The sequence below is a fragment of the Austwickia chelonae genome (genome assembly GCF_003391095.1).
Lineage (GTDB): Bacteria > Actinomycetota > Actinomycetes > Actinomycetales > Dermatophilaceae > Austwickia > Austwickia chelonae_A.
The window spans coordinates 3,031,796-3,054,209 of record NZ_CP031447.1 but is presented as its reverse complement, the minus strand read 5'-3'; the positions used below and the strand labels follow the sequence as shown (position 1 = coordinate 3,054,209).

18 protein-coding genes are annotated in these 22,414 nt (G+C 64.6%); 7 read left to right on the top strand and 11 right to left on the bottom strand.

Translation table 11 applies throughout. The annotated features are described in order from the left end of the window. Positions 1–10: 10 nt before the first annotated feature. The 5 genes from DX923_RS13415 to DX923_RS13385 all read right to left on the bottom strand — a co-directional run bounded on the left by DX923_RS13415 (position 11) and on the right by DX923_RS13385 (position 6,450). A complete protein-coding gene (locus tag DX923_RS13415) occupies positions 11–691 on the bottom strand; it encodes an ABC-2 transporter permease (RefSeq protein WP_116115631.1) in 681 nt (226 codons plus the stop codon). Beyond that, on the bottom strand, positions 684–1,511 hold the full coding sequence (locus tag DX923_RS13410) for an ABC transporter ATP-binding protein (protein ID WP_116115630.1): 828 nt from the start codon (positions 1,509–1,511) through the stop codon (positions 684–686). The genes DX923_RS13415 and DX923_RS13410 overlap by 8 nt, the downstream gene beginning before the upstream one ends. Before the next feature lie 2 nt (positions 1,512–1,513). After that, complete coding sequence (locus DX923_RS13405) at positions 1,514–1,885, bottom strand: GntR family transcriptional regulator (RefSeq protein ID WP_116115629.1); 372 nt, start codon at positions 1,883–1,885, stop codon at positions 1,514–1,516. An 825-nt stretch (positions 1,886–2,710) separates the two neighbouring features. Beyond that, on the bottom strand, positions 2,711–4,393 hold the full coding sequence (locus DX923_RS13395) for a 3'-5' exonuclease (RefSeq protein ID WP_116115628.1): 1,683 nt from the start codon (positions 4,391–4,393) through the stop codon (positions 2,711–2,713). Between the two features lie 275 nt (positions 4,394–4,668). After that, the gene (locus tag DX923_RS13385; protein WP_240322640.1) at positions 4,669–6,450 is read right to left on the bottom strand and encodes an HAD family acid phosphatase; all 1,782 of its coding nucleotides are present in this window, start codon (positions 6,448–6,450) and stop codon (positions 4,669–4,671) included. Positions 6,451–6,892: 442 nt separating this feature from the next. Between DX923_RS13385 and DX923_RS13380 the strand changes: the two genes are divergently transcribed. The 3 genes from DX923_RS13380 (at position 6,893) to DX923_RS13370 (ending at position 11,154) form a co-directional block, all read left to right on the top strand. Further along, entirely contained in the window at positions 6,893–8,149 is a 1,257-nt protein-coding gene (locus DX923_RS13380; RefSeq protein ID WP_116115626.1) for a S1 family peptidase, read from the top strand. A 52-nt stretch (positions 8,150–8,201) separates the two neighbouring features. Then, complete coding sequence (locus DX923_RS13375) at positions 8,202–9,557, top strand: M18 family aminopeptidase (protein WP_116115625.1); 1,356 nt, start codon at positions 8,202–8,204, stop codon at positions 9,555–9,557. Positions 9,558–9,864: 307 nt separating this feature from the next. Beyond that, a complete protein-coding gene (locus DX923_RS13370) occupies positions 9,865–11,154 on the top strand; it encodes an MFS transporter (protein WP_205413047.1) in 1,290 nt (429 codons plus the stop codon). A 147-nt stretch (positions 11,155–11,301) separates the two neighbouring features. Here DX923_RS13370 and DX923_RS13365 read toward each other — a convergent pair whose 3' ends face one another. The 3 genes from DX923_RS13365 to DX923_RS16840 all read right to left on the bottom strand — a co-directional run bounded on the left by DX923_RS13365 (position 11,302) and on the right by DX923_RS16840 (position 13,789). Then, on the bottom strand, positions 11,302–12,351 hold the full coding sequence (locus tag DX923_RS13365) for a pyridoxal-phosphate dependent enzyme (RefSeq protein ID WP_116115623.1): 1,050 nt from the start codon (positions 12,349–12,351) through the stop codon (positions 11,302–11,304). After that, positions 12,341–13,246, bottom strand: coding sequence for a hypothetical protein (locus tag DX923_RS13360; protein ID WP_116115622.1), 906 nt, complete (start codon positions 13,244–13,246; stop codon positions 12,341–12,343). Before DX923_RS13360 ends, DX923_RS13365 begins: the two co-directional genes overlap by 11 nt. Positions 13,247–13,519: 273 nt before the next feature. Continuing rightward, on the bottom strand, positions 13,520–13,789 hold the full coding sequence (locus DX923_RS16840; protein WP_240322639.1) for a hypothetical protein: 270 nt from the start codon (positions 13,787–13,789) through the stop codon (positions 13,520–13,522). 40 nt (positions 13,790–13,829) lie between these two features. Between DX923_RS16840 and DX923_RS16835 the strand changes: the two genes are divergently transcribed. Together DX923_RS16835 and ppdK are read left to right on the top strand one after the other, a co-directional pair. After that, positions 13,830–14,012: a hypothetical protein gene (locus DX923_RS16835; protein WP_240322638.1), complete on the top strand. Its 183-nt coding sequence runs from the start codon at positions 13,830–13,832 to the stop codon at positions 14,010–14,012. 578 nt (positions 14,013–14,590) lie between these two features. Further along, the gene (gene ppdK, locus DX923_RS13350; RefSeq protein WP_116115621.1) at positions 14,591–17,293 is read left to right on the top strand and encodes a pyruvate, phosphate dikinase; all 2,703 of its coding nucleotides are present in this window, start codon (positions 14,591–14,593) and stop codon (positions 17,291–17,293) included. Between the two features lie 85 nt (positions 17,294–17,378). On the opposite strand, the gene gdhA is transcribed toward ppdK, so the two are convergent. After that, positions 17,379–18,719, bottom strand: a complete 1,341-nt coding sequence (gene gdhA / locus DX923_RS13345; RefSeq protein WP_116115620.1) for an NADP-specific glutamate dehydrogenase — start codon at positions 18,717–18,719, stop codon at positions 17,379–17,381. A 156-nt stretch (positions 18,720–18,875) separates the two neighbouring features. Here gdhA and DX923_RS13340 point away from each other — a divergent pair, with 156 nt between their 5' ends. Both DX923_RS13340 and DX923_RS13335 read left to right on the top strand, forming a co-directional pair. Further along, positions 18,876–20,027, top strand: coding sequence for a sensor histidine kinase (locus DX923_RS13340; RefSeq protein ID WP_116115619.1), 1,152 nt, complete (start codon positions 18,876–18,878; stop codon positions 20,025–20,027). Continuing rightward, positions 20,024–20,665, top strand: coding sequence for a response regulator (locus DX923_RS13335; protein ID WP_116115618.1), 642 nt, complete (start codon positions 20,024–20,026; stop codon positions 20,663–20,665). Before DX923_RS13340 ends, DX923_RS13335 begins: the two co-directional genes overlap by 4 nt. A 12-nt stretch (positions 20,666–20,677) precedes the next feature. On the opposite strand, the gene DX923_RS16305 is transcribed toward DX923_RS13335, so the two are convergent. Together DX923_RS16305 and DX923_RS13330 are read right to left on the bottom strand one after the other, a co-directional pair. Then, positions 20,678–20,851, bottom strand: a complete 174-nt coding sequence (locus DX923_RS16305; protein ID WP_162872987.1) for a hypothetical protein — start codon at positions 20,849–20,851, stop codon at positions 20,678–20,680. Between the two features lie 112 nt (positions 20,852–20,963). Continuing rightward, entirely contained in the window at positions 20,964–22,394 is a 1,431-nt protein-coding gene (locus DX923_RS13330; protein WP_116115617.1) for an MDR family MFS transporter, read from the bottom strand. Between the last annotated feature and the right edge of the window lie 20 nt (positions 22,395–22,414).

Here is a 22,414-nt window from a genome sequence, read left to right as displayed (position 1 = left end):
ACGGTGAAGCTCAATGGTCCATGGCGGAGTACACGCGTGCTGCTACGGCGCAGGAAGCGAGGTATGCGGTGACGCCCAGCAATATCGCCGCAGCTGACAGCAGGTTGATGATCTCGGGGGGCGGTGCTAATGGCGCGTCATGGAGCACCCCGGGAACGAAAAGGAGTATGGCTCCTATCAAGAGTGCGCCACTCAGGAGGACGGTTGACCCGCGCCGGGTACCCCACCTTATATACACCGGAAGAAGTAAGGAGAGGGCAACCAACAGCATTGTGCAGTTCGCTGCGATTCCAGCGGCCGTGGCCAGATCTGATTGTGGGGATCTGATGGACATGAGTATGGCGGGCAGTGAGCTTAAAGCCACCACGCCTGCTCCTAGCGCATAATGTGCAGCCACGACTTCGTGCGGAAGTGCTGGCAGCGAGCCGTACAAGAGATGAAGATTATTTTCGTCGATCGCTGCCAGTAGTTTGATGATCGTGATGGCCGCCAGCGCGGCCATGGCAGCTATTACTGCGTCGACCGGGTGAATCACAGCGATAACGGACGTGGCCAGGACGAGGAGGAGGAACTGGATTAAAGCTTCGCGGATGGTCAGAATGTCGAGATGAATCATCGCTACGATGCGTTGGCCCGTTGCGCTCCGTTGGACATCTTGTTCTTCAACTAGGTCAGAGCAGCGGTTAGACATGGGTCGCTCCTTGAGTGAGATGAATCAGCAGTTCATCAACAGTGGGCTCCTGGACCTGCGCATTTCTTCCGCTGAGCGCAACCGTGTCCTCGGTCCGTATCAGCCCCTCCCACCCGGCAGAATGCTGACGAAGGCCGACCACCTGGTCTTGGACGGTGCAGAGATCTTCGGAGGCACCGCGCACCAATCGGTATTCGTCCAAGATGTCGCTGGTTGATCCTGACGAGATCAGTTGTCCCTGATGGAGCAGGACAAGATGGTCGGCGACTCTCGCCAGGTCCGACGTGATGTGTGTGGAAAACAGTACCGAGTTCGTCTCATCCATCATGAAGTCGGCGATCATGTCCAAGAGCTCATGTCGAGCCAGTGGATCGAGACCGGATGTCGGCTCGTCAAGGATGAGGAATTTGGCGTCATGAGCTAAAGCCGTGGCGAACTGGAGCTTCATTCCCATTCCACGAGACAGCTGATTTACTTTCTTCCTCTTATCGATGCCTCCCCATTCGAGAAGACGGTCGAACTCGCTCTGATTCCAAGAAGCGTAAAAGCGCTGCATGACCTTGGCGAAGTCGATGACCTTCCAGTGTCCGCTCATGCTCGGCGTGTCGTAAATGACTCCGATTTTTTCATGATTACATGTATTGACCGTGCCGGATGTGGGATGGATGAGCCCTAAAGCCAGCTTGATCAGCGTTGTCTTCCCAGCTCCATTGACTCCTACCAAGCCGGTGACATATCCCTCGGGGATGGATAGCGTCACAGGTCCGAGATGAAAATTTCCGTAGTCCTTGACAATGTCCTGGTAGGACAGTGCAGACATGCCTACTCCTCCAGTAGCGTCTCTGCGATCTTAAGGAATTCTCTGTCGCTGAGCGGGATCAGGCGAGATGCTTGGATCGCATTGCGAAGGTGCTCTTGGATTTCGTCCAATGCTTGTGACCGCAGTTTTTTTTCGTCCCGCTTTGCGACATAGCTCCCCTTCTTGGGGATATTGATGATGTAGCCTTCTGTGCTCAGTTCAGAGAATGCTCTGGTGGTGGTGATGACGCTCACTCTGAGGTCGCGGGCGAGCCCTCGAACCGAGGGAAGGGCATCGCCTTCTTCCAGGTCTCCTCGCGCGATACTCATCTTTATTTGCGTCTTGATCTGCTCATACAGCGGCACGCCACTGGTATGCGAAAGTATGACGTCCATGATGCGCCTTTCTGTACATGGTCAGAATATACAGATAGGGAGAGATCTGTCTACGACGGTCGGTAGCTCGCCAACGTGACCTCCTGAGATGCGGGCTGCCTGCGCTTCTTGTCGTGCCACCGCCGTCGAGAACCGCCTACCAGGCCGGATCCCCTGAGAAGCTAGGGGTGAGGCGACTGCCGCGGTGGCTCTTCGAGAGAGTGCTGCGAGCTTCCACTTGTCGGCTCGGGCGATCGCCGCTACTCCGTCCATGCGCAGGATCCGTATATCCATGAGCACGACGTCAGGACGCAATGCAGCTACTTGATCCGCCGTTGCCACACCGTCCGACATGGCACCGGTGGCAGGGGAAGCCATCAGGGAGACCGGCGAAATGACGGGGTGCTTCGACCGTGAGAGCGTCGTCGCCGACAACCAGGACACGGACCAGGCCGTCAGAAAAGGACACCCGACTAGCCTGCCGTGGAGATTCGCCACATGGACTCTACGGCTGTCCGGCGAACAAGCCTGTGACCTGGGTGGGTAGTTCACTATGCGACGGGCCGACAGAAGCTGGGCGACGAAGCTGAACATTCTTTCCCCACCAGGGGCGTCGGCATGGCCAATCGCCGAATCCTTGGAGCGCATTTCCTCGACTGCCAGCACGTTTCCTTCACTGGTTGCAGACATGAATGCGGGTGGCAGTGAGGGAAGTGTGCTGGCTGTGAGGGAAATGTGCTGGTAGTGAAGGAAATGTGCTGGTAGTCGAGAGAATGTGCTGGTAGTGAAGGAAATGCGCTGACAGTCATGGCGGCGGCGGTACAGGCGAGGCGGCGACAGCGCCGATCACACCGGGCGGATCGGCTCGATCGGGCCCACACCCGGTACACCGCCGCCCCGGCCACGACGACGCAACCGAGGACACGACGACGTGTAGTGACCGACCTGGAGGCAATGCCCGCACCGGGGCAGCCACTGCGGCGGAGGCGGTGGCGAGGGTTTACGCACCGGGCGGCTGAACGACCCCGACCCCGGCTCGGGTGCGGGCGGTGCCGGAGCCTGCACCAGATCGTCGAAATACTGCGGCACCCCCAAGGAGACCGCCGCCGCCCGCAGATGCCGCACCTGATCCTGCGACAGCTCACCCCGGGCGAAGGCCGTGGCCCGCATCGACTCCAGCAGGCGCACGGCCACCGTGTGCAGCTGTGACGCGCTGAAACCGGCCCGCACCGCCGAAGCGGTCAGCTCCCGCACCTCATCAGCGACGATGCGCCCCGTCGGCAGGATCGACGTCAACCCGTCGACATAAGCCGCCAACCTGGCGTCATGAGTCTCCGCCGCACTCATCGGCAAAGCCACCATCAGCTCGGCCAGCCAACCGGTCGGCACCGCTCCGATCTGCCCCACCGGCCGACCGACCCCGGCAACCACTTGCCGGTGCCGACCGGTCGACACCGGCGCCGGAGCCACCGGGAACACCAGGTCGTCACCGAAAGAAGACCACAACCGGGGCAGCACCGCCGCCAACAGGTGGACGTCCTCCACCGCCGACGACGGCACCGACCGACCCCGACCGGCCAGCTGAGCCACTGCGGCCCACCGCGCACTCGGCGCACCCGAGACCGACGCCCACCGGCCCACGTCCACCGCCGGGACCGGCGCGGCCAATACCCCCGCCCGGAGGAGCTCCGCAGCCAGGAAAGCCTCCACCAGCTCGGCACCCAGCGCCACCACGACCCGGCCCTCCAAGCGGGACAACACCTCCGGGGCGATCTGCGCGAACGACGGAGCGCCCTGCAAGGCACCTGACCGGAGGCCGTGCCAGGCCGTGCCAGGCACATCGGGGCGTTGCGGATCGACCAAGGAGGACCACACCTCCTGCACCCGACCTGCCCGGTCGGAGTGCGCCACCGCCACCTCGATCACGCGCTCCCGGGCAGCGGAGAAACCTGTGGTGACCACGTGAACACAAGCGAAATCGCCACGATGCCGGTAACTCTCGCCGTCGTCGGTCAACGAGCCGAAGGCGAACAGTGACGAACGGGGCGAAAGCGGGGCCGGAGCCGGGCGTGGCGGCGGTCCTGGAGCAGCGGCGGGACCGGCCCGTTCTTCGCCCCTGGACCCGGCACCAGGCGTGCCGGAGCCGTCCGCTCTTCTGCGGTGTCGTCCATCCCCCCGAGGAGAACCGCCCGCTGCGGAGCCACTCGGGGGCGGCCCACCCAGGGCAGGAGGAGTGCGCCCGGCCGGTAAGGCCGCGACCGGACCCGTCGCAGTTCGTGAGCGTCCACCGGGACTCTCCCCAGGTAGGCGCACGGCACCACCGTCGTCGAGCAGCGACACCGCCTGCCCAGCGCCCGACCCCGCAGACTCAGCCGCCGGATCCTCCGGCATCGGATCGGTGCGCGGCCGACGAGTCTCCGACGGCGCGGACGACCGCGGCGGCTTCCGGCCCGACCCGCGTGGCCAGAAGGCCCACACCGTCGCAGCCACGGTCGCAGCCAGGAGAACCCAGGTCAACGCGCCGTCCATGGTCCTCCGCGAGGTCGACTACACCGCAGCAGAGCCGCCCTGCCCGGACAGGACAGCGGCTGCGGATTCCTCCCGTCTCATCGCCCGAGGACGGCCTGGTCTGAGGCCACGGGCAGAGAGGCCCGTGACCGTCCGGACCACCGGCCCAGCCACCGCGCCCCCGTGTCGAGGAAGGACCCGGCCGTAGAGAAAGCGGGCCATCGGGAAAGCGGGCCGAGGGAAGTCATCCCTCGGCCCGCTTTGCTGATCAGCGTCGAATCACCTCAGCCGTACGGTCACGGCAGGTAGTAGGTGGGATTCGGCAGCTTGATCGGCATGCCGTGCCCACCGATCAGGTCGCTGTACTGGTCGCCGAAGTTCGCCACGATCTGATAGTTGCCGCCGGCGGCCGACTCCAGCCACGCCCGCGTCGAGGACTTGAACTCGACCGTCGTGCACTTCTCCTTCGCGCACTTGACGTAGTCGGGCTTGGCCGCGCCCTTCTCCCACTTCGTCATGTAGGCGTTCGGCGCGAACTCCGGGAAGCCCAGCTTGCGCAGGTTCGCCACCGAGGCCGCGGACTGGCTGGTGGTCCGCCCGGTGACGCCCAGGATCTCGCAGCCGGAAGCCTTCACCTTGCGGACGAGGTCGAGCATGCCCGGCGTGGCGGTGAACCTGCCCTGCTTCACCCACTGGTCCTGCAGTTTGGGGTCGAAGGTGAAGCGCATGGCACCGTCCTGCATGTCATACGTCATGAGGGTGGTGTCATCGGTGTCCAGCACCACGGCCGGTTTACGGCCCTGGGCCTTCTCGCTGGAGCAGGCCTGCGTGATCTGCTGGGTCCACTGCGAGGTGAGCCCGGCCAGCTCCGTGCGGTACGGCGACGTGGTCGGGTTCGCCAGGCCCTTCTCGTCGGCGTTGTAGTAGGTGCGGATCGTCTTGCGGACGACATCCATGTTCGGGATGGCCTCGCCGCCGACGACCTTGCCGCTGCTGCCGTCCGGGCGCATGACGAAGTCGGTCCGCGGGCGCAGGTTCGGCTGAGGCATGCCCGGCAGGTCGGCCGACGGCAGGTAGTAGGTCGGGTTCGGCAGCTTGATCAGCGCATCGGCCGAGCCGCCCTGCAGATCGGACCACTGGTCACCGATGGACAATGCGACCCGGTAGCCCTGGGACTCGAAGTGCCGACGGGTGCCCGCCTTGTACTCGACGGTGGTGCACTTGGCCTTGGCGCAGTTCACGTAGGCCGGTTTGGCATTGCCTTTCCACTTCGTGAACAGGGTGTCCCGGGTGAACCCGGGGTAGCCGGCCTTGGCCAGGTTGGTCAGGGTGGCGGCCTTCTGGCCGTCATTGCGCCCGGTCAGCCCGATCACGGTGAACCCGGTCCTGCGGGCCTGGGCGATGAAGTCGACCATGCCGGGGACGGCCGGCATGTCGGCCCGCTGCACACCCTTGTCCCAGGTCTTCGGGTCGTAGTGGAAGCCGGTGCCCGCGTCGACCAGGTCGTAGGTGGACAGCAAGGTGTCGTCGATGTCGACGAAGACGGCCGGTTTGTGGCCCTGTGCGGCGGCCTGCTTGTACCGCGCGGGGAGGGTCGCGGCCTCCTTGGCCAGGAGTTGCTTGACCTCCTGGATGTAGGGCGAATTCTTCTTGTCGGAGATGCCCTTGTCAGAAGCACCGTAGTAGGCGCGGATCGTCTTCTTCGCGACATCGGCGTTCGGCAGGGTTTCGCCGCGAGCCTGTTTCCCGGCGGAGCCGTCCGCCGGGAGGGTGAAGCGCTGTTGTGGGCCGAGGGCGCCTTCGGCGGCCGGAGCGGGAGTGTGACGGCCTTCCTGAGCGCCGCGCACCTGGGAGACCGGGGCGGAGATGCCATGTCCGGGGCGCACCGGGGCCTGGCCGGGTGCCTGCGGTGGAGCCGGGCGCGAGGGGGTCTGCTGAACGGGTGCCTGCTGTACTGGCTGTTGTGAGACGTCTGGACGCTGGTCCGTCACGGCGGCGTGCAGGGGCACTGTCGTCCCCAGGGCTGCGAGCGGAAGCATCAGCGCGAGAACCAGACTGCGTGAACGCGCAGAGGTCATGAGGGTCCTCCGAGAGAGCTGATCTGCGATAACCAAGCCACTATCTGCCCCCGGGGTCGCCCTTGTGGTCCGAATAGTGGATCTGTGAGGAAAAGTTCAGCCTCCCGTGACCACTTCGGTGGCGTGTCGCGACGGGATCGTGATCACCAGGACGTACGACCGCCTGTTCGGGAAAGAGCTGGTGAATGGGCGTGAAAGTTCGCTGGAATGCTTTTCTGTGAACTTCTTTTCCGGGTGTATTGCGCAACATCCCATGCTTCGGAGTTGCTGCCGACTGGTTAGCCTTTAAGGCGGCGGGAAAGCCATTAGTAAATGTCGGTCGTATGTCCATGAATCTGATTGAGCTGCGCTCGCCATGCGTTGACTACGCCGCTTTGTCGAGGGATACAAGAAGCGTGAATTGTTTCATCACAGGTCGGGGGAGAAATGCAAGGAGACCGATATGAACGTTCGCCATCGCCTCATGATGGTGGGTGTCCCCCTACTCGTCGGCAGCCTGTCCGTCAGTGTTCCTTCGCTGACTCAGGCTATGGAGCCCCAGGTCAAGAACATTGTGGAGGATGCCGGGAAGGACGGAATGGGGCAGCGGGCGCTTGCCCGTACCGTCGAGGAGCTGGCGGGCAGAAGTGGGACGGGCCGGGGTGAGGCGGCGGAACGCCTCAACGCCGAAGATCGCTTCTCCGCCCATGTCGACAATCTGAAAAAGAACTATGCCGAATACTTTTCAGAGGCCAGGCAGAGTCCTGACGGCGGCGGGGTAAGTATCTCCTTCAAGCGAACCATCAGTGCATCGGCGAAGCAACACATTGCTGATATCGGGAAGAAATCCGGAATAAAAGTTTCCTTCGACCGGACTTTCTCCGAGAAAGACGTGGCTCGTCGACAGGACTCCATCGCTGCCACCTTGACCCGGCACGGCGTCGAGAGTTTCACCGTCGCCGCCGACCCCCGCACCCAGGAGATCCGGGTCAGAGCAGCCGTGCCCACCGAACACATCCTCGACTCCTGGCAGCGGGCCGCTCGCGCCGACGGCACGAACCTGCCTCCAGTGCGGGCCGTCACCGACCCGAACTTCCGGCTACGCAAGACCGTCGAGGTCATCGGCGGGGCCGACCTGCAGGCCTACAGCAACCCTGCGGTCGCTGCCTGCACCGCGGCCTATGTCGTCACCCCCAGCAGCGGTGGAAAAGGTCTGCTCACCGCAGGGCACTGTTCGGACTGGCTGCGCTATGGCACCTACGCCTGGCTCTCCCAAGGCTGGGGCGGCCGTGATCACGTCGGTGACCTGCAATATCACACGGTTCTCGGTCGCTCCACCGCTCCGTGGTTCGTCTACGAACGGGGCTCCTATCTCACCGTGCGCGGCGTGCGCTGGCCCTGGGTCGGCCAGACGGTGAACCGCTATGGCCGGGCCAGTGAGAACTGGGCCGACACCGTCGTCCGCACCGGGATGCGAGTGCGCTACTCCAGCGCCGAGTACTACGACAACATGGCTGCCTACAGTCCGTGCTTCAGTAATGGCGGCGACAGCGGGGGGCCGGTGTGGACCCCGGTGTCCAATGGCAGTGGCGGCTACGCGGTGGGCATCCACCACGGCGTCGGCAGCGGCGACGACGGCAGCGACGAATGCCTCTTCACGCCGGCGGCGATCGTCAACAGCGCCTGGAACGGCGGCCTGAACATCGACTACGTGCCCTGACCGGCTGCGTCACAACAGGGCCCGCCGGAGGGCCGCTGTCTAGAGTGAACTCATGGAGTTCACCGTCGACACCGAATCCGCCGGGCTGTGCCGGTTCATCGATGCGAGTCCCTCACCCTTCCACGCCGTCGACACGGTCCGTTCCCTGCTCGTCGAGGCCGGATTCGTCGACCTCGACGAGTCCGAGCCCTGGCCGGGGGAGCCCGGGCACTATCTGGCGGTCCGTGAGGGAAGCCTGATCGCCTGGAGCACCGCCCACCTGGACGTCGCCGACGGCGCCTACGGACACCTGCCCTTCCGGGTCGTCGGCGGACACACCGACTCCCCGAACCTGCGGATCGCCCCGCGCCCTGACCTGACCCGGCTGGGCTGGGACCAGCTGGGCGTCGAGGTCTACGGCGGTCCGCTGCTCAACTCCTGGCTGGACCGCGACCTCGGGCTGTCCGGACGCCTGCTCGTCCGTGACCCCCACGCCGAACGAGGTGTTCGGGACCTGCTCTGGCGCACCGACGAACCGATGCTGCGGATCCCGCAACTGGCGATCCATCTCGACCGCGGGGTCACCGGGGACGGGCTCGTGCTGAACCCGCAGTACCACCTGACACCGGTGTGGGGGGCCACCGGTCAAGCGCCCTCCTTCCATCAGTGGCTCGCCGAACAGGCACAGGTCACCGCCGACGACCTGCTCGGCTGGGATGTCATGACACATGACCTCACCCCGTCCCGCAGGATCGGCCGGACCGGCGATCTGGTCGCTGCGCCCCGGATCGACAACCTCGGCAGCAGCTATGCCGGTACCCGAGCGCTGATCGACACCGTCGGCCGGATCGCCGAAGGCGGAACCGCCGCCACCGGACGTCATCCCTACGTGCCGGTGCTCGTCCTGTTCGACCACGAGGAGATCGGCTCGACCACCAACCGTGGCGGCGACAGCCAGTTCCTGCCCGCGCTGCTCGAACGGATCACCCTGACCCTGGGCGGTGACCGGCAGGACTTCCTGCGGGCGTTGTCGGGCAGCGTGATCTGCTCGGCGGACATGGCCCATGCCGTGCACCCGAACTATGCCGATCGCAGCGAGTCACAGCACCAGCTGTGGGTCGGGCAGGGTCCTGCGGTGAAGATCAACGCCAGGGGGCGCTATGCCACCGATGCCGCCGGAGTGGCCTGCTTGAAGCTGGCTGCCGAACAGGCCGACGTGCGGCTGCAGAGCTTCATCAGCCGTAAGGACATGCCCTGCGGTTCGACGATCGGCCCGATGAGTGCCGCACTGACCGGGGCGGTCACCGTCGACGTCGGCGCACCGATGCTGTCGATGCATTCTGCGCGGGAACTCGTAGGTGCCGCAGATATCGCCGACTACGTCGCACTCCTGGCCGCATTTCTGACGCCACATTCTTTCGATGTCTGAATATCCCGAAATGAACCTTTTTGTTCTTCGTGACGGGCCCACTCGTCGACTGATTTTTCTGCGGGTCGCTCCTGGCCGGGGTATGGAAAATAGGTAGCATGACAGCACTGTCGATCATTTCTTCCCAGCGGAGAAAAACGGGATAAGCCGGTGAGAATCCGGCCCTGGCGCGCAACGGTAAACCCTCCACCGTGAGGGAAAAGGCCGAAAACCTGACGGCAGTCTGCGGCATCACCACCGCAGGAATGCCATGGCGGCCTCGCGCACAGGTCGGAGGAGCGGGGCCTCCCGAGAGGAGACGACAACCGTGACGACCCCTGTTCCACCCACCCTCGGAAGCCGATTCGCCCGGCTCTGGGCCTCGTCCACCAGCGCAGGCATCACCACCTGGGCGCTGCCCTTCGTCCTCGGACTCGGTGTCGCGAACCAGTCGTGGAGCGCCGCAGTGCTCGGCCTGCTGCTCGGCGCCCGCACCCTAGGATTCATCATCGGCGTCCCCTTCGGCGGCGTCCTCGCCGACCGCGGCGACCGCTGCACCGTCATCCGTGGCGCAGGAATCCTCGCCGCCGTGAGTACCGCGGTCCTCGGGCTGAGCCTCCCCGACGGCGGCTGGATCGGCATCTGCGCAGCACTGCTCGTCGGAGTCGGCCAAGGCGCAGGACGTCCCGCCTATCAGGCGATGGTGCAGGACGAAGTGCACCCCGACGCCCGCCAACGCGCCAATGCCGCGATGACCATCTCCGTGCGGGTCGCCGTCCTCGTCGGACCCGCCGCCGCCGCACTGGCCTCCCAGGTCGTCTCCGACGTCGTGCTCGTACACATCAGCGGACTGCTCTGGCTGCTCGCCGCACTCCTGCCCGCCTCGACGAAGAGAACCACCACCGAAACCAGCACACCCGTGGAAACCGGAAGCACACCGGCCGACACCGGAAGCACACCGGCCGCAACATCACGCACCGGATCACCACTGGCCGTCTTCGTCCACGACATCAAGGAAGGCGCCGACGAAGCCCTCCGCCACCGGTGGTTCACCTGCGGGCTCGGCGCGCTCTCCGTCGTCATCATGCTCGGGTACTCCTCGACCAGCGTGGCACTCCCGCTGATCAGCCGCGACCGGTTCGACGGCTCCACGGTGCTGGCCGCCGGGGTGACCGCCTACACCGCCGGAGCCATCGTCGGGGCGCTGCTCATCGCCCGCTGGAAGCCCCGCAACGCCGGATGGTGGGCGATGGGCAGCCTCGCCGCCTACTCCCTGGTGCCGCTCTCCCTGGCGCTGTCACCCTTCCCGCTCCTGATCGTGGCGAGCTATGTCGTCGCCGGCTTCTGCATCGAGATCTTCAACGTGCCCTGGTTCACCGCCGTCCAACGAGAAGTACCTCCGGGCAAAGTCGCCCGCGTCTCCTCACTGGACTTCCTGGTCTCCTACGGCCTCTCCCCGCTGGGACTGGCCGCGCTGGCCCCCGCCATCGGACACTGGGGCAGCCAACCGGTACTGCTGTTCTGCGCGGCAGCCTGCCTGATCGCCCCGGTGCTCTCCATGCTGGAACCCAGCAGCCGCGAGTTCTCCTCGACGAAAGTCGAGCAGCCCGTCGCCTGACGACCTGACGGACAGTACGAGGCCCGCCGACTGCCCTCCCACGAGGAACAGCGGCGGGCCTCGCATCCTCCACACCCGGACCAGTACGGACGACGAGCGACCCGGCCACGAGAACACTCGGGCCAGGACGCTCGTCCGACGCAGCAATCACCCCGCAGGCGAAAGCACCTCCGCATCGCGCCGCTCCTCGGCCACCCGACGATGCGCCGCCCACCCGTCGGCCGGACGAAGCCGACGACACCACGGCAAGGTGAGCTCACGGCGATGCTCGATCATCCGGGGCACCCAATCGGTGACCGGCGCGGCAGGACGGGCGAACACCCTCTGGGTGTACCGATGCCCGGTGTCCGGCGAAATGACCAGGGTGACAGCGCCATCCGTACGCGGCAGCGAAGACGCCGTCATGAAGGCCGCACCCGTGGAAAGGCCGGCGAAGATCGCCTGCCGTCGCATCAACTCGTGCGAACCCGAACACGCCACCGCGAAAGACACCCAGTCGATCGTGTCGAAGAGATCGTCGTCGATATTCGCGAAATCGATCGCACTGCCGATCCCCGCGATCATCATGTCCGGATCGGACACCTCCTCACTGCCGAAGGAGACCGACCCGAACGGCTGCACCCCGTGCACCTGAACCTCAGCACCCAGATCCCGCAGCCCACGCGCCAACCCCGCCGAGGACGCCCCCGAACCGACCGCGCTCACCAGCCGCACCCGCGACCACTCGTTCTCCGCCAGGAATGGCGCCACCATCCGCCGATACCCCTCGTAATGGATGCGGTCGTGATACTGCTGCATCCAATAAGCCCCCGGATGAGTACGAACGTACTCGTGCACCCGGGCCACCCGCAGATTCTGATCCAACGCCAGATCGTCCCCCGAAGGCATCTGTTCGTAGGACGCGCCCAGCAGATCCAACTGGACCAACAAAGAAGGGTCGGCCGCCGCCGAAGCCACGACATGACACCCCAGACCGAAACGATGACAGGTCAACGCCAATGCATAGGCGTAGATGCCACTGGAACTGTCGATCAAGGTCGACCTGTCGTCGATCACCCCACGGGCCAGGAGATCGGCGACCGCCCACCCCGCCGAAGCCACCTTCATCGACTCGAAACGCAACAGGAAGTTCCCCTCGCCCAACCCGATCAACGCCGGACGGGAAAGGGTTTCGCAGACGTGCTGGTCAACATGCATGATGTCCCTCCCAATGGATGGTGGTGGGGCCCACCCGTGTGATGAGGGCCTCTTCGACGAGATCGCGTCTTGGCGGCGCATCGGCGTCGAAGAGCATCCCGACGAGGCTCCCGGTGTGGGCCCGGAAAACCCCCAATGCGCCCAGCTCATTGGCCACCGCGACCGTATGACCGACCGCAGGATTGGGCAGATGGTGTTGGGCGAGCAGAGCACTCGTGGTCGAGGCCTCACCGATCATGGCGAGGTCGCCGGCGCTGAGCCCGTGCGCCATCATCGCCAGGGAATCCTGGTACCGACGGCGATGGGTGGCGTAGGTGAGCAGCAGCTCTTTCTCGGAGACCCCGCAGGTGTTCACCGCTCGACCGTGGTGAAAATAGCAGCAGGCCATCCCCGGCGAAGGGAAGGTGCTGACGGTGTGGTGGGCGCCGGTCAGGTACAGCCGGGGGGTCGGCGCGAAGACCGGGTCGGAACGTTCGATCCGGCTCATCACCCGTTCGTACAGTGCGGTGTCCTCGATGAGCCCGTGATATTCGGTGAGGCAACGCAGCGTGGCGACGATGTCGGCCGATGAGCTGGACATGCCCCGTCCCTCGGGAAGATCGCTCCAACACAGCCATTGCCCGCGTGGTACTGGCAGGCCGGTCTCCTCGGCGAAGAGTTCTGCGGCCTTACGTGATTTCCACCCCAGGGGAATTCCACTGGTGTGATTTCCGGGTGGGGCAAAAGTCACCCGGCTGCGTCGTGATCCCGGATAGGAAACGATTCCTACCCGCTCTTCGCCCTGATGAGAGACCGGTCCTTGCCACAGCTCGCCGATGGTGCCGCAGCATTCACCTAAAAATGTTACCCCCGGTGGATCGTTCAATATGGATAAGAGCGAGTCTATGTTTCGCATGATTCCTCCACCTGGAACGTAGATGTCGCGGAGGGTGTATGCAAGGAACTCGCCGGTGTGTGGCACGGAAAATTAAGTTGATATTTCTACGATTAAAAATCGCATGAATCAGGATGGAATAGGGCAAAGGAGAACAAAGGGTTAGGGGTTGTCCCCTGCATTCGGGGCTGATTCGTCGGGCGACGCATCCGTGGCTTAACTCGGAAGACGCCGTTGCCCGCCGCGAGGGTGCGGCGGGCAACGGTCTGTGTCAGGCGGCGATGAAGGGTGTGGTCATGGCCGAAGCTTCGTTGAATTGATGGGGCCCATTTCGAAGAGGCTGCAAGCGCCTTGGGGGAGCTCCCCAGCCAATTTTCCGGTGGCGTTGTAGCCGTGGTGCAGGGTGACCTTGGCCCCTCCGGTCTGGTTGTTGCAGACCAGCCACATGCCATGCACGTCGGTGAAATTGTAGACACCGTACTTGTAATAGACCGAGTTCAAGGTGAATCCATCTGCTGCGGGCTGGTAGTAGCAAGCATTTCCCTTGGGGCAGTCCGGAGGCATGTATCCCGGAGGCATCGGCGCGTTCGGGAGCGGGGCCGAGGTGGAAATGCTTGCAGCTGGTGGGGGAGTGCTCTGTGGGGCAGTTGTTGTAGGCGGTCCGGCCAGAAGGGAGGCAGATATGGCGAGTGATGCTGTTGCCATGGAGAAAACAGTGGAAGACATGGTTGACCCCTTTGAGGGTAAGGCGATAGTGCGCACCGTGATCATGAGAAGGAAATCCTGAAGGGCGCGCTTCCGCGTTAATGAATGGTTGGTTGAGAGAAACGTTCCTCGTCTCGGAGGTTAGACCATTCGGCTGCTGCCGCCTGGAAGATTTACGCCGTGTCCTTAAGTAATCTCCTATTAAAGTTGATGAACTTTAAATAATGCTGTTTTCAATGTTCTCGGGTCTCGTGATGTGGTGCGCCCCGTGGGTGCCGGCCGGCTGTCTGCGTACTGTCATCTCCCGAACGGCCGAGGAATCGTGAAGCGTTCAACTCCTGACGGGATCCCCATCGGGCCGACCTCTCGCGCGATTCCCAGGGGGGAGGCGGGGTGTCCCGACCTGTCGAGGGTCGACGCGCCGAAGAAGGTGAGTGGTGCTCGGGCGGGACGCACCCCACCCTGAACAGCGCTGATATGGGAAGGCTTGCCTTAATTTGCCGCAGTATGGGCGAATCTGTAGACGGCCAAGTTGCCCAAGCTGCAACGGGTTCGGTGTGAACCTGGGACCTAGGCCCTGCGATGTACCCCTGCCAAAGGTCCTAGGCTGTCGTCCGACCCCGTTCACTGGCGCACAGGGAAGGTACCGGGAAAGTACTCATGAGCAAGTTCGTGTATGGCCTCTCCGAGGGCAATAAGGACATGAAGGACCTGTTGGGCGGAAAAGGTGCAAACCTCGCCGAAATGCACAACATGGGCCTGCCAGTTCCCCCCTCGTTCACGATCACCACCGAAGCCTGCAAGGCTTATCTCGCCCAAGGCAGCGAACCCGAAGAACTCTCCGCGCAGATCGACGAATATGTCGCCCAGATCGAAGCGGAAAACGGTAAGAAACTCGGCGACCCGAACGATCCCCTCCTCGTCTCGGTGCGCTCCGGTGCCAAATTCTCCATGCCCGGAATGATGGAGACCGTCCTCAACATCGGACTCAACGACGAATCCGTCAACGGCCTGGCCACCGTCACCGGCAACGACCGCTTCGCCTGGGACTCCTACCGTCGACTCCTCCAGATGTTCGGCAAGACCGTCCTCGACATCGAGGGCGAGAAGTTCGAAGACGTCATGGACGAGACGAAGGACGCCAAGGGCACCAAGTCCGACCTCGACCTCGACGCCGCCGACTTCCGGAAGATCGTCGAACGCTTCAAAGCGATCATCAAGGAAGAGACCGGCAAGGACTTCCCCCAGGAGTCCAAGGAGCAACTGCTCGAAGCGATGCGAGCGGTCTTCCGCTCATGGAACTCCGAACGCGCCGTCCTCTACCGCCGCCAGGAGCGCATCCCTGCCGACCTCGGCACCGCGGTCAACGTCTGCTCCATGGTCTTCGGCAACCTCGGCATGGAATCCGGCACCGGCGTCGCCTTCACCCGCGACCCCGCCAGCGGACAGCAGGGCGTCTACGGCGACTATCTCCAGAACGCCCAGGGCGAAGACGTCGTCGCCGGTATCCGCAACACCATGTCCCTCGCCGACATGGAACGCGTCGACAAAGCCGCCTACGACCAGCTCATGGACATCATGTCCACCCTCGAAGCGCACTACAAAGACCTGTGCGACATCGAATTCACCGTCCAGAACAAGAAGCTCTGGATGCTGCAGACCCGCGTCGGCAAGCGCACCGCCGAAGCGGCCTTCAAGATCGCCTGCCAGCTCGTCGACGAAGGCAAGATCAGCGAAGGCGAAGCACTCCAGCGCGTCAACGGCGACCAGCTCGTCAACCTGATGTTCCCCAAGTTCGACGCCGCCGCACCCAAGACCCGCATCGCCAAGGGCATGAACGCCTCGCCCGGTGCCGCCGTCGGTGAGATCTGCTTCTCCAGCAATGCCGCCGTCGAAGCCGTCCAGGAAGGCAAGAAGGTCATCCTCGTCCGCCGGGAGACCAACCCCGACGACCTGACCGGAATGATCGCCGCCCAGGGCATCCTCACCAGCCGCGGTGGGAAGACCTCCCATGCCGCCGTCGTCGCCCGCGGCATGGGCAAGACCTGCGTGTGCGGTGCCGAAGAACTCGACATCGACGTCCGCGCCGGAAGCATGACCCTCAAGGACGGCACCGTCCTGCGGGCCGGAGAAGTCATCTCCATCGACGGCACCACCGGTGAAGTCTTCTCCGGTGAGGTCCCCGTCGTCGACCCGCCCGTCGTGAAGTACTTCGAAGGGCAGCTCAACGACGAAGAGATCGCCGCCGACGAACTCGTCAAAGCCGTCGACCGCATCATGCGGATCGCCGACGACCAGCGCCGCCTGCGGGTCCGCGCCAATGCCGACACCGGCGAAGACGCCGCTCGCGCACGTCGCTTCGGCGCTCAGGGCATCGGCCTGTGCCGTACCGAGCACATGTTCCTCGGTGACCGCCGCCAGCTCGTCGAAGACCTCATCCTCGCCGACAGCGTCGACGGGAAGAAGGCCGCGCTCGATGCCCTCGCCCCGCTCCAGAAGGGCGACTTCGTCGAGATCCTCGAAGCCATGGACGGGCTGCCGGTCACCATCCGTCTGCTCGACCCGCCGCTGCACGAGTTCCTCCCCGCACAGTCGGAGATGATCCACCTCGAAGCGCGCGCCCAGGCACAGGGCCTCGACCTCGCCGAGGACCAGCGCAAGATCATGGCCGCCGTGGAACGTATGCACGAACAGAACCCGATGCTGGGTCTGCGCGGGGTACGCCTCGGGCTGGTCATCCGCGGCCTGTTCGAGATGCAGGCCAAGGCGATCCTGGAAGCCGCTGCCGAGCGTCGTAAGGCCGGTGGCGACCCCAAGCCGGAGATCATGATCCCGCTGGTCGGTGCCGTGCAGGAACTGGAGATCATGAAGGAGGCCATCCGTCAGGTAGCCGCCGAGGTCTCCGAATCCACCGGGGTCGACCTGCGCGACGTCCCGATCGGCACCATGATCGAGCTGCCCCGCGCCGCCATCACCGCCGGTGAGATCGCCGAAGCCGCCGAGTTCTTCTCCTTCGGCACGAACGACCTCACCCAGACCACGTGGGGCTTCAGCCGGGACGACGTCGAAGGTTCCTTCTTCAGCAACTACATCGAGCGAGGCATCTTCGGGGTCAGCCCCTTCGAGACCCTTGACCAGAGCGGCGTCGGCAAGCTCGTCGACCTGGCCGCGCGGGCAGGCCGGGACACCCGTCCCGAGCTGCACCTCGGTGTGTGTGGTGAGCACGGCGGCGACCCGCAGTCGATCCACTTCTTCAACACGGTGGGTCTGGACTACGTGTCGTGCAGCCCCTTCCGGGTGCCGGTGGCGCGCCTGGAGGCCGGACGCGCCTCCGGCACCGCAGAAGGCAGCGACTTCCGCTGACCTGACCCGCTGAACAACCGTGACCTGGGCACCGAACTCGGTGCCCAGGTCACGGTTGTGGGGGAGTGGTAGGGGAGATGTGGGGTCAGATGACACCGAAGGCGAGCATCGCGTCGGCGACCTGCGTGAACCCGGCGATATTCGCGCCAGCCACGTAGTCACCGGGCATGTCGTACTCCTCGGCGGTCATCATGCACGAGCCGAAGATGCCCTGCATGATCTCCTGCAAGCGGTCGTCCGCGTACTCGAAGCTCCAACTGTCCCGCGACGCGTTCTGCTGCATCTCCAAGGCCGATGTGGCCACCCCACCGGCGTTGGCAGCCTTACCCGGAGCGAAACGCACCCCCGCCTCGCGCAGTGTCCGCGTCGCCGACGGCGTAGTAGGCATGTTCGCGCCCTCGGCGACGATCTGGCAGCCGTTCTTGATCAACGCGGCCGCACCGGCATCGTCCAACTCGTTCTGCGTCGCACACGGAAGCGCCACCTCACAGGGCACGTCCCAGATGACCCCGCCCTCCACGAACCGGGCGCTCCGCTCCTGCGCATAGTCGCCGATCCGCGCCCGGCGGACCTCCTTGACATCCTTCATCAGCTCCAGGTCGACACCGTTCTCCTCGACGATGTAGCCGCTGGAGTCCGACATGGCCACCACGGTGCCACCCAGCTCGATGACCTTCTGCGCGGCGTAGATCGCCACATTGCCCGACCCGGAGACGACGACCCGCTTGCCGTCGAAGCTCGTGTCCTCCGCCTTCAGCATCTCATCGGCGAAATACACCAGGCCGTACCCGGTGGCCTCGGTGCGCACCTGCGAACCGCCCCAACTCAGCCCCTTACCGGTGATGACCCCGGCCTCATAACGGTTCGTGATCCGCTTGTACTGCCCGAACAGATAACCGATCTCACGGGCCCCGACGCCGATGTCACCGGCCGGAACATCGGTGTACTCACCCAGGTGCCGGTACAGCTCGGTCATGAACGACTGACAGAACCGCATGATCTCGCCGTCCGACTTGCCCTTGGGGTCGAAGTCGGAGCCGCCCTTGCCGCCACCGATCGGCAGACCGGTCAACGCATTCTTGAAGATCTGCTCGAAACCGAGGAATTTCACGATCCCCAGGTAGACGCTCGGGTGGAACCGCAGACCACCCTTGTACGGGCCCAACGCCGAATTGAACTCGACCCGGAAACCACGGTTGATCTGCACCCGGCCGGAGTCGTCGACCCAGGGCACCCGGAAGATGATCTGCCGTTCCGGCTCGCAGATCCGCTCGATGACCGACTCCTGCACGTACTCCGGCCGCTTGTCGACGACAGGGTTGAGGCTCTCCAGCACCTCCAGTACGGCCTGGTGGAACTCGGCTTCACCCCCGTTGCGGTGAAGAACCGTCTCGTAGACGTGCGCGAGCTGAGGGTGCAAAGCCATCGGGCCTCCAGTGCAATCGTGTCCAATCTCTCGACTCTAGGGGTACGGACATGTCGCCGGAAAGCCGGGTCTTGTCTTTTTTCTCTCAAAAGTCCACGCTGTCAGCGCAAGACGTCTCTACCTGCGTGAACACCCCGGACGGGGCAGACTGTCGTCATGATCTCCCGACCGAGGTGGCTGCGCTGGGAACGAGTGCTCGCGGCCCTCTTCGGGATCCCTGCCGCGCCGCTCTTCATGTCCGGTGCAGACGCAGCAGCGGTCACGATGCTGCTGATCTCCGGGGCACTCCTCACGCAGAAGGACCGTCCGTGGCACATGTCGGCCTTGGCGCTGGCCTCCGGGGCGGTCCAAGTCGTCTCCGGGACAGTCCTCTACCCAGTGGCCTGGGTCTACTTCCTGCTGGCGAAACGGCTCGGCACCGACCCCGACGAGCGACTCCGCAGATGGGGACTGATCTGCTGCGGAGCGGCCTCCCTGGCGTCCGGTGTCGATTTCGTCACCGGGCTGTCGTCGTCGTTCGCCCCACATGTCGAACAATCCTCGCCGCTCGTCCTGTTCTACGGCGGCGCGTTGTACACGCTGCCCGCTGCCGGGGTCGCCTTCGGCGGGTGGGCGACCGGCTACGCCAAACTGCAGAAGGACATCGCTGTCCAGGCGCGGATCGACGCCGTCGAACAGCGACGCCTCGCAGATCTCTACCATCAGGAGCAGACCCGTCGTCGGATCGCCGCTGACATGCACGACATCGTCGGGCACTCCTGGGCCGTGGTCGCCGCCCAGGCCGACGGAGCCCGGTACCGTCTCCACGAAGCACCCGACGAAGCCGAACAGGCACTGAAAGTCATCGCCGACACCGCCCGACAATCGATGGACGAGGTGCGCAGCCTCCTCGAGGACCTGCGCGCCGGCGACTCCGGAGAACGCCCGCTGACCGGTGGACGACACCAGTTGTTCACCTGCATGCGTGAATCCGGGATGCGCCTCGAACACACTGAGACCGGCACCGTCCTCGACCATCCGCTGATCGCCGTCACCGCCGAACGGCTCCTCACCGAGTCGCTCACCAACGCCCTGAAGTACGGTGAGCTCACCGAACCGGTGGAAGTCACCGAGACCTGGGGGAACGGCTACCGTCTGACTGTGACGAATGTCGTTCGTACCCAGGACGATCCGACCCATCAGGGACACGGTCTCGACGGGATGGCCGAACGCGTGCGTCTCCTCGGCGGCACCTTCCGGGCCGGACGTATTCATCACCGTTGGCAGGTCGAGATCACCTTGCCCGTAACCCAAGGAGAACCAGGATGATCCGGGTCGTGCTCGCCGACGACCAAGCACTCTTCCGCGCAGGCATCGCCATGCTCTTGCGCTCGCAGAGCGACCTGGACGTGATCGCCGAATGCGGGGACGGCGCCCAGGCGGTGCGTGCCGCTGCTCAACTGAAACCGGACGTCATCCTCATGGACGTGCGAATGCCCACCATGGACGGCATCGAAGCCACCCGACAGATCGTCCGATCCGGTGGCGAGGCCCCCGCCGTCCTCGTGCTGACGACCTTCGACCTCGACGACTCGGTCACCGAAGCCATCGCCGCTGGAGCCAGCGGTTTCATCCTCAAATCGTCCCAACCCGAGTTCGTGCTGGCGTCCGTGCGCGCTGTCGCCGCCGGAGATCAGGTCGTCGCCGCCGGATCCGTGCGCCGGCTGCTCGAACACTCCCGGTCCCATGTGCCTGGGCGACCCGACCAGAGATACGACCGGTTGACCCCGCGGGAGAAGGAGATCCTGCTGCACGCGGCGAAAGGCCTGTCCAATGCGGAGATCTCCGCATTGGAGGTCCTCTCCGAGGCGACCGTCAAGACCCATATCTCCCGCATCCTCGCCAAGACGGGCCTACGGGACCGGATCCAACTGGTCATCTACGCGTACGAGCACGGGCTGCTCTGACCGCGGAACGGTTCACCGCCGGTTGAACCAACTGGCGATGTCCAGGATGGTCTTGGCGATGTCGCGGAATATTTTGACCGCGTCTGCGATCAGTCGGATCCAGCTGGTGGTCTCGCGCACACCCTTGCGGGTCTTGCTGACGACATCGTCGTCATAGCGTCGGAAGTCGTCGCTGACTTTTTTCACGGTGTCCGGCTCCAATGCTGTGTACAGATTCGGTGACCACGGCCAAGGTGGTGCCGCGGGGGAAGCGCATGCGCTGCATCCTAGGCACAGAAGAAACCTGCGTATGCACTGTTCAGGAGGATTTCTCGCTGCCTCCGGCACGCAGGGTCGACACCAGGGCCAAGGTCACCACGGCCAGGACCACCGCGACCCCGAAAGCCCAACGCACTCCGACCACCCCGCCACCGCTGGCCGCCAGGACAGCCACGAAGACTGCCGTCCCCATCGCCCCGGCCACCTGCTGGGTGGTGCCCAATACCGAGGAGCCGTGCGAATAGAGCTGCTCAGGCACCGCACCCAGCCCCACGGTGAACAAGGGCGTGAAGACCAGAGCCAGGCCCAAGGAGAGCACCATGTGGGCCGCCACCACGAAGGGCAGCGGGGTCTGACTGCCGAGGAGAGCCAAACCCAGCGACCCTCCCACCAGCAAGCAACCGCCCGGGACGAGCAGCGGGCGCGGACCGAAACGGTCGTACAACCGGCCCACCACCGGACCGGCCAGACCCATCGCGATACCACCGGGCATCACCGCCAGCCCGGCCTCCAAGGGGGTCACGTGACGGACCTCCTGCAGGTACAGCTGCAATACGATGACAGCGCCCATCAAGGACATGAACGAGATCGACATCGCCGCCATCGCCGACGCGAAGGTACGGATCGCCAGCACCCGAACGTCCAGGAGAGCCGAACCCACAGCGGCCAGAACCTTTTGACGCCAGGTGAACACGGCGACTCCGACCACTCCGACCACCAGCGCCGAAGCGCCGACCATCCGCTGTTGGGGGACGCCGATCTCGCTCAGCCCGTACACCAGGGCGCCGAAACCCACCGCGCACAACAGGACGCTGAACAGGTCGAGCTTCTCCGCGGAGGGCTCACCCACGTTGCGCAGCCCGCGCAGCCCGGCCAGGGTCACCGCGGCAGCCACCGGGAGCACGAGCAGGAAGATCCACCGCCATGACAGGGCCTGCAGGATGACCCCGGACACGGCTGGGCCCAGCGCGGGGGCCACCGAGATGGCGAGGGAGACATTGCCCATGACCCGGCCGCGGTCACGTTCGTGGACGACGTGCATCAACGTCGTCATCAGTAGCGGCATCATCACTGCGGTACCGCAGGCCTGCACGACCCGGGCGAGGAGGAGCACTGCGAAGGTGGGTGCCAGCCCGGCCAACAGGGTGCCCGCGCAGAAGGTCGACATCGCCGTCAGATAGGCGGCCCGGGTGGTCAGTCGTTGCAGCAGCCACCCCGTCGTCGGGATGACCACGGCCATCGTCAACATGAAGGCTGTCGACAGCCATTGGGCCGACGAAGCACTGATTCGCAGGTCGACCATCAGGCGGGGGATCGCCGTGGTCATGATCGTCTCGTTGAGGATCACCACGAAGGTCGCCGCGACCAGCCAGGTCAGTACGGAGTGGTCGGCGTACTCGTCGGGGGCAGCGGGCGTGGCGGCGGACGGATCCGGCGGCGTCGTGCTGTCGTCGAGGCGTTCGGGCTTCACAGGTTCCTCCGGTGGCGGGA